This window comes from Rhodopirellula sp. MGV (genome assembly GCF_002251265.1).
GTDB classification, from domain to species: domain Bacteria; phylum Planctomycetota; class Planctomycetia; order Pirellulales; family Pirellulaceae; genus Stieleria; species Stieleria baltica_A.
This window is the reverse complement of sequence record NZ_NPDI01000038.1, coordinates 231,252-249,279: the sequence shown is the minus strand read 5'-3', so window position 1 is coordinate 249,279 and position 18,028 is coordinate 231,252. Positions and strand designations below refer to the sequence as shown.

General features: G+C 56.3%; 9 protein-coding genes. 5 read left to right on the top strand and 4 right to left on the bottom strand.

Features of this window, described 5'->3' with window-relative positions; genetic code table 11:
- The first annotated feature begins 308 nt into the window (after positions 1–308).
- From CGZ80_RS13630 to CGZ80_RS13615, 4 genes are all read left to right on the top strand, one after another.
- Positions 309–1,838 (top strand): TrkH family potassium uptake protein, encoded by a 1,530-nt coding sequence (locus tag CGZ80_RS13630; RefSeq protein WP_094415225.1) that lies wholly within the window; start codon positions 309–311, stop codon positions 1,836–1,838.
- 132 nt (positions 1,839–1,970) lie between these two features.
- Complete coding sequence (locus tag CGZ80_RS13625; RefSeq protein WP_094415307.1) at positions 1,971–5,033, top strand: VWA domain-containing protein; 3,063 nt, start codon at positions 1,971–1,973, stop codon at positions 5,031–5,033.
- A gap of 112 nt (positions 5,034–5,145) precedes the next feature.
- The gene (locus CGZ80_RS13620; protein ID WP_094415223.1) at positions 5,146–5,712 is read left to right on the top strand and encodes an RNA polymerase sigma factor; all 567 of its coding nucleotides are present in this window, start codon (positions 5,146–5,148) and stop codon (positions 5,710–5,712) included.
- Positions 5,709–10,787, top strand: a complete 5,079-nt coding sequence (locus CGZ80_RS13615) for an MG2 domain-containing protein (RefSeq protein WP_094415221.1) — start codon at positions 5,709–5,711, stop codon at positions 10,785–10,787. The genes CGZ80_RS13620 and CGZ80_RS13615 overlap by 4 nt, the downstream gene beginning before the upstream one ends.
- Positions 10,788–10,798: 11 nt before the next feature.
- On the opposite strand, the gene CGZ80_RS13610 is transcribed toward CGZ80_RS13615, so the two are convergent.
- A complete protein-coding gene (locus CGZ80_RS13610; RefSeq protein ID WP_094415219.1) occupies positions 10,799–12,331 on the bottom strand; it encodes an ammonia-forming cytochrome c nitrite reductase subunit c552 in 1,533 nt (510 codons plus the stop codon).
- A 60-nt stretch (positions 12,332–12,391) separates the two neighbouring features.
- Entirely contained in the window at positions 12,392–12,919 is a 528-nt protein-coding gene (nrfH, locus tag CGZ80_RS13605; RefSeq protein WP_094415217.1) for a cytochrome c nitrite reductase small subunit, read from the bottom strand.
- 603 nt (positions 12,920–13,522) lie between these two features.
- Here nrfH and CGZ80_RS13600 point away from each other — a divergent pair.
- A complete protein-coding gene (locus CGZ80_RS13600; RefSeq protein ID WP_143543915.1) occupies positions 13,523–14,350 on the top strand; it encodes an SGNH/GDSL hydrolase family protein in 828 nt (275 codons plus the stop codon).
- Here the strand turns inward: CGZ80_RS13600 and CGZ80_RS13595 are convergent.
- The gene (locus CGZ80_RS13595) at positions 14,347–16,968 is read right to left on the bottom strand and encodes a sodium:solute symporter family transporter (protein ID WP_094415213.1); all 2,622 of its coding nucleotides are present in this window, start codon (positions 16,966–16,968) and stop codon (positions 14,347–14,349) included. The genes CGZ80_RS13600 and CGZ80_RS13595 overlap by 4 nt on opposite strands.
- A complete protein-coding gene (locus tag CGZ80_RS13590) occupies positions 16,965–17,897 on the bottom strand; it encodes a dihydrodipicolinate synthase family protein (protein ID WP_094415211.1) in 933 nt (310 codons plus the stop codon). The genes CGZ80_RS13595 and CGZ80_RS13590 overlap by 4 nt, the downstream gene beginning before the upstream one ends.
- Between the last annotated feature and the right edge of the window lie 131 nt (positions 17,898–18,028).

The window sequence follows — 18,028 nt, the reverse complement described above, 5'->3', positions numbered from 1 at the left end:
CAATTGGGATGCCAATAGCGGTCGGATTGCCCCATCGCGAAAATCGGTGGGTGGGTACTACAATTTGGTTGGTGTTGGGAGCAGGGAGCGAAGACACGGAACCGCTGGCTAGCGCCGGGCGGTTGATGGAAGTGAGAGTGAAAAGACACACAACCGCTGGCTAGCGCCGGGCGGCTGATGGGAAGCGGAAGAAGAGATGACACGAAACTGCTGGCTTGCGTCATGCGGGTGATGGGAAGAAGAGACCTTTGAATTTTCGACTGCTTAGCCGAGTTCTCGGTGCGATCTGTCTGTTGATCGGCGGGTCGATGGCGTTCAGCTTGCCATTTGCCTTTCCGGTGCTGGCGAATCGGACCCATTTGCCGCAGGCCGAGTCGGTTGAACATGCTGGCATCCGTGGCTTGGTGCTCAGCATGGCGATCAGCATGCTTGTGGGCGCGGCTCTGATGATTGCCGGACGCACTCGCAAAAGCAAACCGCTGTTCCGCAAAGAGGCGATGGCGGTGGTCGGTTTAAGCTGGTTATTGGCAACGATCTTGGGGGCGCTGCCGTTTTACTTAAGCGGCACGCAGATTTGGAAAGGCCGCCCGATCACGTTTATCGAGGCGATGTTCGAAGCCCAAGCCGGCTTTAGCACCACCGGGGCGACGATCCTGACTGATCTGGAAACGCCTGACGTCGTGCCGCACTGCATCTTGTTTTGGCGAAGCTGGACGCACTTCTTGGGCGGACTAGGCATTGTGGTGTTGTTCGTCGCGATCCTAGGCCAAGGCTCGGCGGGCAAAGCGATGGTGCGAGCGGAGATGCCGGGGCCGAGTAAAGAAGGCAGTATGCCGCGGATGCAACACACGTCACTTGTGTTCGCGGGAATCTATGTCGGCCTGAACGTGATCCTGACCATCGTCTATATGGTCGAAGGCATGACGTTATTCGATGCGCTCTGCCATGCCTTTGGGACCATGGCGACCGGCGGGTTTAGTACCTACAACCGATCACTCGGCGGCTTTGACAGTCCGTTGATCGAGTACACCACGATCGTGTTTATGATCTTGGCCGGCACGAACTTTACGTTGTTGTACCTGACGTTGGTTGGCGGCCCCAGACGGATGTTTGGCGATGTCGAATTCCAAACCTATGTGGGCATCATTGTTGGCGCGACGGCGGGGATCCTATTCTTTGGGCTTCGCGCCGAAGACCTCGGATTCGAGACGTTTTGGCAAGGCTTGCGGAACGGTCTGTTCCAAGTCGTTTCGGTGATGACGACGACGGGGTACGGCACCGCGGATTTTGACCGCTGGAATAACTTTGCGCGTGGGTCATTGCTGGTGCTGATGTTTATCGGCGGCTGTGCGGGCAGCACCGGCGGCGGCATGAAAGTGATCCGCCACGTGCTGTTTTTCAAGATTCTGCGTCGTGAGATCGAGTTGTCGTATCACCCGCGAGTTGTGCGGCTGATCCGGATTGGCAATGCGACGGCGGACGACCCGGCGATGTTGCGTGGGATCATGGTTTATTTCTGTTTGATCCTGGGGATCTTCATTGCGTCTTGGATGTTGTTGGTGACGTTCGAGCCGAGTTCGACCTGGGGCTACGACGCGACCGACCCGACCAGCGTTGAGGACAGCAAGCTGGACGAGAAGTTGCTGGACTGTGCGAGTGCCGTTGCCGCGACGCTGAACAACATTGGTCCGGGGCTTGGGGTTGTCGGTGCGACTCAGAATTACGCCGGATTCAGCCAGGGTGCAAAGTTCCTGTTCTGCTGGTTGATGATGCTTGGACGCGTCGAAGTGTTCAGCGTCCTGGTGCTGGTGTTCCCGTCGTTTTGGCGGCGGACGTAGCTGCAAATTCCAGGCATTGCGTTGCCGTCCATCGCCGCGATTTTAGGGCGCGATGGCGGATGATTCGCCGGAGGCTTTGCGATATGATGTAGGGGCGTGTCGTCCACCATCTTTCGCGGGTCTTTTCGAGCGATGCTTCCTTATCGAATCAGTTTTGAGCACCCGGCGTTTCTGTGGCTACTGCTCGGCTTGCCGATCTTGTGGTACTTGGGCTACGAATCCCTGGGCGTGCTCGGAAAACTTCGCCGCGGTCTGGCGCTCGCGATCCGGACATTGGTCTGGACCGTTCTGGTGTTCGCACTGGCCGGTGTTCAATTGGTCCGTGTCAGCGACCGTATCACGGTGATGTACGTGCTGGACCAATCGGAGAGTATTCCGGTGGCCAAGCGGCAAGTCATGCTGGACTATGTCGTTCGCAACGTTAAACGCCACCGCGACGCTCGCCGTGGTGACAAGGCGGGCATCATCGTGTTCGGGCGTGATGCGTCGGTCGAGATCCCACCGTTTGACGACGAGATCCGCCTGCGTCGGCTGGAAAGCTTGATGGAGCGTGGTGACGCGACGAACCTCGAATCGGCATTGAACTTGGCACAAGCCACGATGCCCGAAGACACCTCGCGGCGTGTGGTCGTGGTCACCGACGGCAACGAAAACCTTGGCCAAGCTCGCAAGTTGGTCGCCCGTGTCGCTGCGGCAGGAATCGGGATCGATGTCGTGCCAGTGCTGTTGGATGCGAAGAGCGAGGTGTTGGTCGAAAAGATCGACTTGCCGACCGACATTCGCAAAGGCCAGCCGTTCGAAGCTCGCGTCGTTATCAATAACTACACCGACAACAACACAGCCAGTGGTGACGCGAGCACGGGGCCAACGAAGGGCCGAATCCGCGTCAAGCAAATGGAAGGCAAGGAAGAGACGATCCTGCTGGAAAGCGAGATCACGCTGGACGCCGGCAAGAACGTCTTTCCGCTGCGGCACACGATCGATCGTCCTGCACCGTACGTTTATGAAGCCGAATTTATTCCAGACAGTCGCGATGACGATGGGATACGGCAAAACAACTCGGCAACTGCGTACACGCACGTTCGCGGGCAAGGACGCGTGCTGCTGATCGAAGACAGCGAAAATGCAGGTGATTTCAGCTTGCTGATCGACCGTTTACGCGACAACAACATCGAAGTCGTCACGCAAGCCAACGACAGCCTGTTCGGATCGCTCGCCGAGCTGCAGGCATACGACGCAGTGATCTTGGCTGGTGTTCCGCGAACGACAGGCAGCAGCAACAACGAGATCGTTTCGTTTAGCGACGAGCAAATCGAGATGCTCGTTCGCAACACGCAGCAACTTGGCGCCGGTTTGTTGATGATCGGTGGCCCCGAAGCCTTTGGTGCGGGCGGATGGACGGGAACCGAAATCGAAAAGGCGATGCCGGTCGATTTCCAAATCAAGAACGCGAAGGTTCAAGCAGTCGGTGCCTTGGCGTTGATCATGCACGCCAGCGAGATGGCGGACGGGAACTATTGGCAAAAGCAAATTTGCAAAGCGGCGATCGAGCAGCTCGGCACGTCGGACTTTGCCGGTGTGCTGCACTGGAATTTTCAAGGTGATGCGTGGCTTTGGGGTGGCGATCCACGTTGGTCGGGGCTTGCCGAAGTCGGCCCAAATCGCCGCGTGATGCTGTCGCGTGTCAGTCGAATGACACCGGGTGACATGCCGCAGTTTGACCCGGCGATGAATATGGCGGTCAAGTCGCTGAACAACGTTCCGGCGTCCGTCAAACACTGCATCATCATCTCGGACGGCGACCCCAGCGCGCCGAACCCGAACACGCTAGGCGCATTTGTCAGTGGGAAGGTCACGATCAGTACCGTCGCGGTTGCTTCGCACGGCATGCAGGGCAGCCAACGGTTGCAGCAGATCGCCAACCAAACCGGCGGTAAGTATTACAGTGTCAAAAGCGGTCGAGCGTTGCCGAGGATCTTTCAGCACGAAGCTCGCCGGGTCAGCAAACCGTTGGTGTTCGAATCGGCGGATGGCTTGATTCCCCAAGTGGTTTTCCCACACGCGATGTTGGACGGCATCGATCGGAACTTGCCGCCGATCACCGGGTTTGTGATGACGCAAACCAAAGACAGCCCGCTGGCACAGGTCCTGATTCAATCGCCGCAGCCGGAACAACCAGAGAACGCCACCATCTTGGCCGCATGGACGTATGGCTTGGGACGCACCGCGGTGCTAACCACTGACGCCGGTGCGCGATGGGCAGGCAGCTGGACGGACTGGGACAACTATGAAAAGTTCCACAGCCAGTTGGTGCGTTGGCTGATGCGGCCGACAGGCGACACCGGAAAGTTCAGCATCGCAACAGCAGTCAAAGACGGTGAGGTCCAAGTCGTCGTGAACGCGTTGGCGAACGACGATTCGTTCTTAGATTTTCTGGAGATGAACGCCACGGCGCTTGATCCGAATCTGACCCCGTTGCCACTGACCATGCGTCAAACGGCACCAGGACGCTACGTCGGATCTTTCCCGGCGACCGCCGCAGGCAGTTACTTGGTCAACGTCGTCCCGGGCGCCGGGGCGTCACCGCTGCGGACCGGAGTCACGGTGCCGTACAGTGACGAGTACCGCGTGCGTGAGACCAACATGGCGTTGATCGAATCGCTTGCCTCAACCGAACCCGATGGCGGCGACCTTGGACAAATCACGCCGCCGCTGGAATCCGTCGCCAGCGAAGACCTGATTGCGACTGACCCATTTCGTAGCGGGCTGGCACTCGCGCGAAGCATCCGTGACGCGTGGCCCTGGTTTGTGCTGGGGGCGTGCTGCTTGTTCTTGGGCGACGTGATGGTTCGCCGAATCGCGTTCGACTTTGCGTGGGTCGGTCGGACTATCAAACGACTTCGTGGCGAGGACGATACGTCTGCCCAAGCTGTCACCCGATTGGATGCCCTTCGCAAAAACAAATCACAACTGGACGAGGACTTGGAAAAGCGACGCGCGAGTGTGCGATTCGAACCGACTTCGGTGGAATCATCGGGTGACGCACCAGTCGACTTGTCAGATCTTGGCGGAACGTCCGGCAAACCGACGCTGGGTGGCGCGAAACCGGATCTTAAACAGACGGGCCCGTCGAGTTACACCGAACGCTTGCTGGAAGCGAAAAAGCGGGCTCGCAAGGAAAAGGGCGACAACTGATCGAGGCGTCAGACCGCCGGCGAGCCAAAAAAGTTTCGACAGGGGAAATCCGCCCGCCGCGTTGGCTCGTCTGTATTAGCAGACAACGCTGTTCTGCTGTGGAATCCCCTTCATGACCGACGATCCGGAATCGATCGAAAGCTTGCCAACAAGCCCGAAAGATGCGTACACCGCGCGTCTGGAGGAGTTTTTCGATTCCTGTGCCGACGAACTGCTTGGCACTCTGTTTTATGTCGTCGGAAATTTGGAAGACGCGCGGGATGCGTTGCAAGAGTCGTTTTTGAAGTGCTGGCATCACCGGCACCAGCTGGACGAAATCCAAAATTTAAAAGCTTGGGTGTTCCGGATTGCGCTCAATACCGGGCGAGATTTTCGGAAGACGGCTTGGAATCGTCGGCGAACTCCATTGCACGATCACACCTCTCCGGAGGACTTCCCGATGACGTCGACTTCTGAAAGCCCACCTGAAGGGCTGATCAAAGACGAACAGCTGCAACGGCTGCGCTGTGCGGTGGCGAAACTGCCGCCGGAACAGCAGGAGGTGTTTTTGCTACGTCAAAACGGTGACCTGTCCTATCCGCAAATCGCCGAGGCCATGTCGATCCCATTGGGAACGGTCAAAACACGGATGCGTTCGGCCATCCGTCAGCTACGCGAAAGTGTAGGAGACCTGTCATGAACTTGAATCAACCTTCCAAGCAAGACTCGCCAAACGACGACGAGCTGAAACAGTTGCTGTTGGAACTGCACTACGGCTTGCTGGACGACGACGAAGCGGAAACGCTTCGCGGCCGGATCGAAACCGAGTCTGATGTCGCCACATGTTGGGCCGAGACGTTGGTGATGGTCGGCAAGATCGCACAAGCGGCGAAGCTGGATGCGTCTAACGAACCACCAGTGGGCGTTCACTCGTCACCGTCCGTTGATTACCAGTTTGTCGGAACGCCCGTCAGCCCGCCGCTGGATGAAACTAGCGAACCAGAGTCCAGTGTGACTCCGCCACGTAGTCGCTTTGTGAAACTGTGGTTGGTGTCGTTTGTGACTGCCGCCGTGGTCTTGATCGCGGTCAGCGGGATCGGGCATTGGAAAAAGCTTCCCGCACGCCCGGAAGATCCATTCCATTTGGTCGTCAAACCAGTCGTCGGTGATGAATCGACAGGTCGCAACGAGTTCTTGGTAATTGTCAATCCGAACGGAACGACCGAGGACAACGTCCGAGTCGGCGGCGGCTTTGACACATCCGCGATGCCGATCGTCCCTGCGTCGATTTCATTCCAAGTGCTCTCACGCGGGACGGTGCTGTTTAGTGGGAAAGCTGAAACGAGTGCCGATCACCCGGCCCGGATTCAGATCCCGAACGAAGTCGTGATCCCGATCGATGCAAAGTTGGAAATCGATGCTTGGACCGGTCGTTCGAGTGATCGCAAGGTCCGCTTGTCGGTGCCACTGGAACCGACAAGGTGTTTGACTTATTTGCGAACCGATCGACCGGTCTATCGTCCAGGCGAGCAAGTCTTCTTTCGCTCGGTCACGCTGAACCGACAAACGATGACGTCTCAAACGGAAGTCCCGATCCGCTACGAGCTGGTGGACCCGAGTGGCAGTCTGGTGAGCGGTGCGGCGAACGAAGGCGTGACCGAACGCGGGGTCGGCAACGGCGTGTTCCAGATTCCTGAAACGGCAGTGGGTGGAACGTACAAAGTCGTTGCCAAGAGCTTGGACGGGTTCTTCCCTGATCAAGCGTTCGAGATCGAAGTCCGCCGCTATCGCGCCGTGCGTTTGAAAACGGATCTCCAATTTGCGAAGCGATCGTACACTGCCGGTGATCGCGTCAGCGCGACGGTTTCGGTTCGCCGAGCCAACGACGAGATTCCTGTCGGGGCGGCGGCCCGTATTCAAGCCATCGTTGACGAACAGACGATCTATCAATCGACTGCGACGGTGGAGTTGGATGGGACGATCGCGATCGAATTTGACTTGCCGAGTTTCTTGCGGGCCGGCGAGGGCAACTTGTCGATTGCAATTGACGACGGTTCAGTGACTGAAACGGCAGCACGCCCGATTCCAATTCATACCGGTCGCGTCGAAGTCGATTTCTTTCCCGAAGGCGGCTACTTGGTGGCGGGGCTGGACAATCGGGTTTACTTTGCCGCTCGTGACACGCACGGCAAACCGATCGAATTGGCCGGTGAGGTCCTTTCGCAAGCCGGTCGTGTGGTGGCAACGGTCGAAACACTGCGTGACGGAATGGGCAAGTTCGAATTTAAGCCCGAAGTCGGGATGCGCTATTCGCTCAGAGTGACGAAACCGCTCGACATCAGCCAAACGCCTTGGTTGCCTACGGCCGTCGAGGACAAGCCAGTCATGGAAACCGGCAGCGGCGTGTTTGCTTCTGGCGAGTCGATCGCGGTCTCGATCCGATCGCTTCAGCAGCGACGGTGCGTGGTCCGTGCCGTTTGCCGCGGCGAATTGATCGGTGTCAAAACGATCGACCTCGATGTTGGTGAAACGAATGTGATCGTTCCGGTCCAAGAACGTGCTTCGGGAGTGATACGCGTCACTGTCTTGGAAGCCGATACGGAAAACGAATCCACCACGCCGCTTGTCGAACGCTTGGTATATCGCCGAGGGACGAAGCAGCTGAAGATTGCGACAACCTTGGAAGATGGCGATGGGGACCGGACACCGGGTGAGCCGGTGCGGATGACGATCGCGGTGACCGACGAAAACGATGCGCCGGTTCCGGGGGCGGTGCTGGGTGTTAGTGTTGTCGACGATGCGGCGCTCAGCCTTCGCCAACACGAATTGCCATCGATCAAAACACACTTTTACTTGACCAGCGAAGTCGAATCTCCTGAAGACCTTGAGCATGCCGACATCTACTTGAGCGATGAGCCACAAGCGGCGGTAAGTTTGGATTTACTGCTTGGCACACAGGGGTGGCGGCGGTTTGTCAGCGGTAACCCTGAGCAGTTCAACGAAACGTTTCGCGATGCGTTAGTCAGATTGTTGGAACTGGACGGCCAGCGAAAAACGATGGCAGGTCAAAGTCGATCCAATGCCGAAACGCTACGTTCACAACTGATCGCTTATCGCATTCGAGCGAACGAAATTTGGCACGAGTTCCTTGCCGATGTGCGGTTCACACTGATGCTGATCGGATTCATTTGGCTGATTGTGTTTTTCTTGAGGCCACGCAAGTCATTCGCCCCCGCAGTCGGTCCGATGTTGCTGCTGGCAATCACGCTGATCGGATGCGGCCAAAAACACCCGTCCGTTGACTCTCGCGCGAACCGACAAGCATTTTCCGATGCGGCACCAAAACAAGCTGGAAACCAGCCGGGTGCTGCGATGAATGTTGATCAAGGTCGCAAGCCAGATCCACAAGGTGACGAGGCTGCGGAAATCGGCAGCGGACCTTCCTTTGCACGACGGGTGATCAACGTTTTCATTCCACGATCCGGACAATCGGCGAAAGCACCGGACGGAGCGGGAATCGAACATCAAATCACAGACGAACAACTGCGGCAGTTCGCGAAATCACGCGGTATCGACACGCAGGCGATCGCAGACAAGTTGATGGAGGAGTTGCGTTTTCCGATTCGGCAATACTCGCACTTCCATCGCCCAAGTGAAGATGGCGTACGATCGGACTTCGCAGAACTTCTGTACTGGAATCCGTTGATGGTGACCGATTCGACGGGAACGGCGAGCATTCGTTTCGACCTGTCGGATTCCTTGACGATGTTCAAAGTGGAAGTCGAAGGGCACACGTCGAATGGGCGTCTGGGCAGCGGCAGCGGATCGGTCACGACGAAGGTGCCGCTGGAGATTGATGCCAAGGTTCCACTGGAAGTCACCGGTGGTGATCGAATCGATTTACCCGTGGGCTTGGTCAATTCCGGAGCCGCCGGTGGCGAGTTTCAGATCGAACTGGTGACCGGGACCGCTTTGAAATCGCAACGGGACGCCGCAACCATTCAAGTCGACAGCGGTGGACGGACCCAGGAACGTTTTTCGATCTCGGTCGAAGACTTGGCTCACGCGAGGGACACACCGATTCGTCTTGCGGTGCGAGACGCCTCGCACAGCAGCCAAGATTCGATCGAACGACTCGTGCGTGTTGTCCCCGACGGGTATCCGTTCACAACATCGGCCTCTGGCATGCTGGTGAAATCCAGCCGCTCAGAATTGAAGCTACCCGACCAAATCCGCACAGGCAGTCTGCGTGGAACCATACAGTTGATGCCGGGGACACAGTCGCAGATCAGTCGTGGACTAGACAGTTTGCTGCGTGAGCCACGCGGCTGTTTTGAACAGGCCTCGTCAACCAATTATCCCAATGTGATGGCGTTCCAGCTGATGCAAGTTGACGGTGTCGTCGCTGATTCCGAACGGCGCCGAATCGAATCGCTGTTACGTCGTGGCTATCGAAAGCTAACCAGTTATGAATGTCGCGACTTGGGGTACGAATGGTTTGGCAATGACCCGGGACACGAAGCGTTGTCCGCATTCGGGCTGATGCAGTTTGCGGAGATGGCAAAGTTCATCGATGTTGACCAAACGATGATGCAGCGGACACGTGAGTGGTTGCTGGGGCGTCGTGATGGGATGGGCGGATTCGAACGCAACCCGCGTCACCTTCATGCTTGGTCTGTCGATCAGAACGTTGTCAACGCGTATGTGCTGTGGGCGCTTTCAGAAGCGGACATCGCGGCCGGCGACGGGGCACGCACGGCAAATGAACTGGACCGCGAAATCGACCATTTGGAAAACGCCGCGAATACGTCAAGCGACGCCTACTTGATCGCGTTATCGGCAATCACGCTGCAAAACGTCGGCCGGCAAACGGCTGCCCAACAACTTCGTGACCGATTGATTGAAATGCAGCAAGCGAGTGGGCAGTTTGAAGGACAGACGACGATCACCCAAAGCGGTGGCCTGTCGCGAACAGTTGAAACCACATCGTTGGCGATCATGGCGATGCACTCTGACCCCGCGAAGCTTGATGCCATCCGGCGTGCAAGTGATTGGTTGCTGGCCAACCGCAGGGGCGGCGGCTTTGGTTCGACACAGGCAACGGTGCTCGCACTGAAAGCCCTCGTGAAGGTGCATCAACAGATTCGTGGTGTCGACGGAGGCCAGATTCAATTGTTGATCAATGGTGAGGTTCAAGACACGATCGAATGGCGAAACGCGGGACGCGATGGCATTGTGTACGAGCTGCCGGGTGAGAGTTGCAGCTTGATCGAATCCGATTCCACGCCAACCATCGAATTGCGATCGTCCGATGAAGCAGCGTTGCCCTTTGTTGTCGAGCTTTCAGGGCAAACGCGATCCCCACAGAGCGACCCGGATTGCGTGCTTGACTTGTCGGTCGACTTTGCCAACAAACCGTCACCCACCGAGGTCGTCGCGGGTGATTCGATCAACGTCCGGATGGAGCTCACAAATCGATCGACGGAAGGCCAACCGATGAGCGTCGCGGTGATCGGATTGCCGGGCGGAATTGAGCCGGTGATCGAGAGCTTGGACGCGAAGAAACGAGATGGCGTGATCGATTACTACGAGTTGCGTGGCCGTGAAGTCGTACTTTACTGGCGCACGCTGGCTCCTCAGGAATCAAAAGAACTCTCGTTTACCTGTGTGGCACAGATCCCGGGGCAATACACCGCTCCTGCTAGCCGCGCGTACTTGTACTACACGGCAGAACGCAAGTTTTGGCATCCGCCGTTGGCCATCGACATCCGCTAGGGCTTGCTAGGTTACTCGGCTGTCGCAACGGGTTCGCCTGCGGCTAGCTTCAGACAAGCGGCGATCGCTTGTCGGCTGTAATCGATTGACTCACCGAGGATCCGGGCAGACTCTTGGCTGGCGTGGAATCCTTTGCTGTTTTCGCTTGCGATGTAGTCCAGTCGCCACATCGCTTTGCGTTGCAGCTTGCGAATCGGGGCAAGTTGTTCTTCGGTCGCGCCGGCTTCTTGTGCCGCGATGATGGCGTCCAACATTTCGGTCATTGCGGATGCGGCGCGATCGATCAGGCCTTTGGTGCGATCTTGGATCAAATCGACACGAGCCTTGATTTCCTCTTCGGGAATGTTGTGGCACGTTTGGCAAGCCTTGTTGATGTTCATCATCGGGCTACGAACCCAGTGGCTGCTGACTTTCGTCGCGCCGACTTTTTCATAAGGCATGTGGCAATCGCTGCAGCTGACACCGCTTCGGGCGTGAATACCTTGGCTCCAAAGTTCAAACTCGGGGTGTTGTGCCTTGTAGACCTTGGTACCGGTTTCTTTATGAACGTAGTCATAGAACTCGCCACCATCGGGAAAGTTCGTCGAGTCCCATTCGGCTTCGAGGTCTTCCATCTTCAAGCCGTTGCTCCACGGAAACGTGAGCGTCATCTTGTTCGCACAGTAGTACTCAACATGGCATTGGCCACAAACGAACGTTCGCATTTCTTGGCGCGAGGCCATCGTGTTCGGGTCGTAGTTGCCTTTGCTTCCCTTGTCGCGCCATTGCTTGATGCTGGGCAGATGGGGAACCGGGTCATCGCTTTTGGCTAGCTTGTCGATTCCCAAGATAAACCCGGGACGAGTCACACGGATTTGCATGGTGTCGGGGTCATGGCAATCGATACAGGACACCGGGTGAGCGCCGCCCAAGTGTGGGTCACCACTGATCGGGTCCATGCCGTCCGCCGTTTTTTCAACTTCGGCATGAACCTCTTCGTATTTCTTTTGGCTGACTTCTTGGAACCCGGCGATGACGGCCTCTTGCTGGAAACCGCTTGCCAAGCTCGCAACCGATGCGTCTTTGCCAAGTTTTTCAAGACCGATGCGCCGGTAGGTCGGAATGATGGAAGCGTGGCAATGAAGGCAGGCACCTGATTGTTGGACGTCGGTGACCCGCTTAGTGACTTCTTGGTCGGCCAGCATGTGTGCGTGGCCGCGTGCTTCGCGATAGTCTTTGCTGAACGCGTATCCGGCGAACAGACGCACGAGCCACGGATTTACTTCCAGCTTACTTGGCGGTAGTGCATGGTTGCCGCCAAAATCGGTGTAGGGATCGTCCACCGTTTTTAAGTAATCTTCGTATTGCTGTGGGAAGTTCAGCCCCCAGGGTTCTGGGTCAGAGCTGACTTCGCTGACCTCGACGACTTTTGTGAACGGCGCGCGGGCTTCTTGCTTGCGTTCGAAGATGTTGACCAGCAAGGCAATCACGCCAAAGGTTGCCGCGCCGGTGAGCACCGTCAGTAAGACGAGCCAACTGAAACCGCTTTTTTGATCTGAAGCCATGTGACTGGATGCCCTGTGGTTGCCGGTGAAAATGTTACCGAAAGTTGTCGAAGTTGCTTGTTAACGTCCAGCATGCCCGACGTCGGCATGGCAATGGATACACGATTGCATGTCACCACCGTTGGTCGCCGGCAGTAGCGGATGGACAAAGTCTTTGTGGCAATCGATGCAAGTGCTTTGTGTGACGTTGCGGTTCCGCTCCTTGATTTGGATTGGATCCTTAAAACCGCCCATCGTGAACGCGAGAGAGTGGAAGAAGCCGTTGTCGGCTTTGGTGACCCATTTCATGATCGGATCATGCGGCAGATGGCAATCGTTACAGACAGCAACGTGGTGGTGGCTGCTCTGTTGCCATGAATCCATGTGACCTTGCATCACATGGCAGTTAACGCACGATTGCGGGTTATTGCTCAGGTAGCTTGCGCCTTTTCCATAACCGAACGTGAAGGTTCCAACACCGAACAACAAGCCCAGGAAGATTGCGAACACGAACGCGCCTTTGCCAAATCGGCGTCCTCGCGTCGGTGAGACTAAGGTGCTATCGGAACGCTCCGAAGCTTGTTCGTCTGGTCGTGAATCTTCCTTCATCACAGGCTGCGTTTAAATGTAGTATCGATCAATACTCTCGTGACTTGAGCTGCATCGGCATACCGATAAATAACGTTTAAGGCACTTTCTAGACAATGCGTGAACAACTGCGTCGGTAGGTATTTTGTAAGGAAACAGCCCAGCCTAGCGTGACGGTTCGACACATATCACTGTGCATGTTTTTCCAAGTCTCAAACGAATCCCTCAACCATCAATCTGTGACTTCGTTTCCTGACATTGCTGTGCGATGACGCGCGCGACGTGAGAGAAAGGCGTCTCAGCCCACGTCGACTTGCGCCAATATTTCGACGCCACAGATTCAACGAACAAACTGCGCAATCAGGCGGCCTGGAACACATTAAGAACGGTGCCGCGCAGAACGCTTCGGGGGGGGTAGAAATGAGCAATAAAACGATGCTCTATTGCCCGCCCAAAAATTCGCATTCGCGCAGTTATTTTCCGCCTATATCTAATTTTAACATTGACAGTTTTTTGGATTCCGGACGCTTGACACCATTAGCTCTCTAGATAGCCTGTCGCACCTGCCCTACAGGAGGGCTTATGATATTTTCCTCTCTGTCGTTTGAAGTGACTTAAATCCTCGTGCGTTTTCCATTAAAGTGCATGCGATGCATGCCCTACGCGTCTTTGATTGCGATTTTGTTCTGTACCTTTGGTGTGAGCATTTGTCACGCCGCACCTGTCAAGATCATGTCACTAGGTGATTCGATCACAGCCGGCTACAACGGTTCACCAGAGACTGAATTGCGAGGTTCCTATCGCCAGGAGCTTGGCACCTTGCTCAGTCAGATTGGAATCGACTTTGATTTTGTCGGGGAATTTCAACGAGGCGCTGGCGACAACGATCACCAAGGCATCGGCGGATACTCGATCGAGCGAATGACAGCGGAGTACGGGCCAGCGGTAAACCTTTATCAAGCTGACTACACGTTGGTGCTTGCCGGAACCAACAATCACTTTGCAGAACCGAATCGCGAATACTACGAAGAAACCTATCGCGATCTACTGCAGATGGTCCGTGACAACGCTCCGGACACGTCGATCATCATCGCGACGGTGCCTCGATTTGGCTACGACCGAGCACCGGAAACGTCCTATTGGACAGAGTCGTGGGTGAACGAACGAAATGACGTTCGATTCCCGATGATGAATCAAGCGATTTATGACGTCGCAGCTGAAATGGGCAACATTACCGTCGTCGATTACTACTCAGAGCTCGATCCGACAACGGATTTGATTTCCGATGGCGTGCATCCAAACCTGTATGGGCATCAGAAACTGGCGAATCTGTTTTTTGGTGAACTAAGCAGTCAAATTTCGGCAATTCCAGAACCCAGTATCGTTTTCCCCATGCTCGCTTTCGGTGTGATGTCAACGATTCGTCGGCGCAAGCGTTCGGCACAAGCCTAACCCACTCGTCTCATGTCGTAGACCGTTAGCCCGGCGAGGCTTTGCTTGGGCGTCGCGGCAAACAGGCTGGCAATGTATCCGACGACAAAGCAGGTCGTGATTCCGCAAGCCGTGTAGAGATAACCGTTGACGTTGGTGCCAAGCCAAAGCCAGACCATCATCGCGGCACCAACGAGTGCGCCAGTCATTGCACCGGTTGCGTTTGCTCGACGCGTGAACGCGCCCAGCATGAACAGTCCGCCGAGCACGCCCATAAACAACCCAATGACTTTGATAAAGGCATCGAACAGGGATTTGATTTCGGGATCGACGAAGGCCAGTCCTAGCAGGGTTCCGATCACGCCGACCAGCAACGTGCAGCCTTGCGCCACACGCAAGTAAGCTTGGTCTGTGCGGCACATTCGACAGGGACGCAAGAAGTCCGTCACGATTGTCGTTGCCACCGAATTCATACTGGTTGAAACCGTAGATTGCGCGGCAGCAAAGACGCCCGCAACGATCAATCCGGCAATCCCGATCGGCATCTCACGTGCGATGAACAGCGGAAAAATCTGGTCGGTGGTGATCGTCGGATCAAGCTTTTCCGGATGTGCCCGATAGAACACATACAGACCTGTTCCGATCGAAAAAAACAGGATCGTCGCGGGAACCGTCAGCACCGCATTCGTCCAGATCGATCGGGCTGCCAATCGCTGGTCTGCGGTTGTCATGTATCGTTGCACGACCGCTTGATCGGCGGTGTAGGACGACACATTCTGTGCAATCGCGCCGATCACGATCACCCATAGCGCGATTGAAGTGCCAGTAACGTCGCCGTGCAGGTTGACCATCGAGAATTTGTCGGCTTGGTTTCCAATCATGACCACGCCACTGAAGTCGGTGCCGCTACCAATGATTAAAAGCGTCACGGCCAGGACTGCCCCGCCGAGCAGCACAACAGTTTGCAGCGTGTCAGTCCAAATGACCGCTTCGACTCCTCCCATCGTGCAGTACAACAAGCTGAGTCCACCCATCAGCATCACCGACTGGGCCGGTGTCAGCGGCGTCGCGACTGCCAAGGCCAATCCGGTCAACGACATCACCACCGCCATTCGAAAGACATGAAACAGGGTAAAGCTCGCGCTGCCAAACCATCGCACTGGGCGGCTGAACCGACGTTCCAAATATTCATAGGCACTGGTCGCATCGATTCGCCGATAAAATGGCATCGCGACAAACACGGCCAACAGCGCGACGACGGGAATCATCAAATTGCCGACCGCGTAAACCCAGTCTTGCGCAAACGCTTTGGATGGGATTCCGGTGAACGTCAACGAACTGAGCATCGTTGCGAAGATGCTGCAACCAGCCGCCCACCACGGGATACTTTGACCGCCACGAAAGTAGTCGTTCGTGCTGTGATTCTTTCTTGCGAAGTACAGTCCGACACCAACCATTGCCAACAAATAGGTGACCAACACGGCGTTGTTCATCCAGCCAAATCGTTCTTTAGAGCGAACGGTTTTGACAGACCAAACCTTGGCACTGCGGACACGAGGCCGAACTTCGCCGCTGGGGATGATGATTTGATCATTCCATCGGACTGCGATCGTGGTGACATGGCTTGCGGGCATTTCGCCGGCGCTCGTCCAAGTGTCAGTGATCGTGTGGTAAGCCAATGCTTGGCGTGGGAATCCGGGATGCTGGTCCTTCAGTTCGTCCGATTTAAAAAACAGGGAACCGTCATCGCCGCCAAGGATCCCAATGTGACTTTGTCCGATCCCGATGCCTATTCCAGCCACGATTGGTCGCGGCGCATCACTGCGTTGACGCCAGTGTCCGGACGTCGGTTGAAACTCCCAAACGTCGGACAAGAACGTGACATCCGTTGATGCAGGCCCGCTTTGGCGACGTCCGCCGATCACATACAGACAATCTTGAAATCCGTTGTGTTGGGCGATCGTCAGATGGAATGCTCGTGTTGGAACGGGGCAATCTGGCATCCGCTTCCACGCAAAGTTCTCTGGCTGGTCTTTCAGAGATAGGTCCAACACGTACAACTGGTTCCCTGCGGAGCTTAACGCCGCGTCCGCTTGTCCGCCGAACAGATACACGGTGTTGCCGATCATCGCTGCCGAACCATAGGCACATGGCTGTGGCAAATCGGGGTAGTCCACGCGATTGATTTGTCGTTTAACGGGATCCCATTGCAACAGAAACGTGGACGCAATCGCTTGTTCGCCATCGTTGCCGCCGATGCACAGCACGCCGTCATCACAGGATACGGCAGCACCATAGGCGGCGTTGCGTGGTAGCTTTCCCTCCGTGTGCCATTTCAGTGTGCCTTCGTGACGGTGCAACACATACACAGAGTCGTGCCAGACTTTGTCGCTGTCCCAAACAGGCTTGGGAAAGTTTGCCCCGCCGGCGACGATCAAAGCATCGTTGTGGACTCCGGCGAAGGGACCAGCCACGCCAAGGGGATCTGGCAACGGCGGCAACTCGCTCCAGGAAAACAAACTCCGGTCTGCTGACGGCTGAGCGTTGGCATGTTGAAGTCGCGTCAACGATGCGGCAACAACGACCAGTCCCAACCACACGAAAGTCTTTCCGCCGAATGGCGTCAGTGCCCCAGTCATGGCATCGTCGAAGAGTTGGACCAATCGAAGAATCCGATCGCATCCAAGTCGGCGAACAAGGACGTTTCCTGTTGTGCCGAGAGATTGCGAAGCGGCAGTCGGCAAGCACCGATCGGAAATCCTTGGCGACCGAGTACCGCTTTGAGAGCGGCATGAAAGGGGTAGCGACACATGACGCGGACCATCCCAACCGCACAAGATTGCAATTTCCTTGCGACCACCAAGTCGCCTTGCTCGGTCGCCTCAATGATCTGTCGATAGAGCGGAGCGGCGATGTTGTAGGTGCTGCCGATCGCGGCTTGAGTTCCGGTCGCGAGTGCACCGAGCAGCATTTCATCGCATCCCCATACGACATCAAAGCGTCTGTCATCCAGTTCGAGACAGGCTTGGAATTCGAAAAGTTTGGTGTCGGTGTACTTGAGACCGACCAGGGTCGGAATCGAGGATCCCGCAACACCCAGGAATTCCGGCATGTCAATCGCCGACCCGGTCAGCGATGGGATGTGGTAATAGTAAAACGGCAAGTCGGCGGCTGAAGCGATATCCGCCATGCAAGCTGCCAACGTGGACGCATCGGTGACCTTAAAGTACGAGGGGCAAGTCGCCGAGATCGCGTCGGCACCGATCTGTGCAGCGTGCTGAGCAAGGCGGCGTGCTTCGGCGGTACTGTTGTGTCCGACTTGGATCAACACGGGTACCCGTGATTTCGCTGCCGCGACATAGGCTTCGGCAACCCGCATCCGTTCATCCGTCGAAAGCGAGATTCCTTCGCCGGTACTTCCGCAAACGTAAAGCCCCTGCGTCCCACAGCCGATTAAATGATCGACCAGGCTGGGAATCGGTTCTGTGTTGATCTGCCCCGTCGAATCGAACGGGGTGCACGCAGCGGCGATAAGGCCACTCAATCGTTGGTTGAGCACGGCAGGCATCCTAGGTGGGAGAACCCGTCATTGTAGCGATCCCAACACGGCCAAGGTGAATGTCGTAGCACATGAGGTTTCGTGAAACTTTGCGGTTTCACGCGAAGCCAATTTCGCACTAGCGAGAAACAGCGATCCCT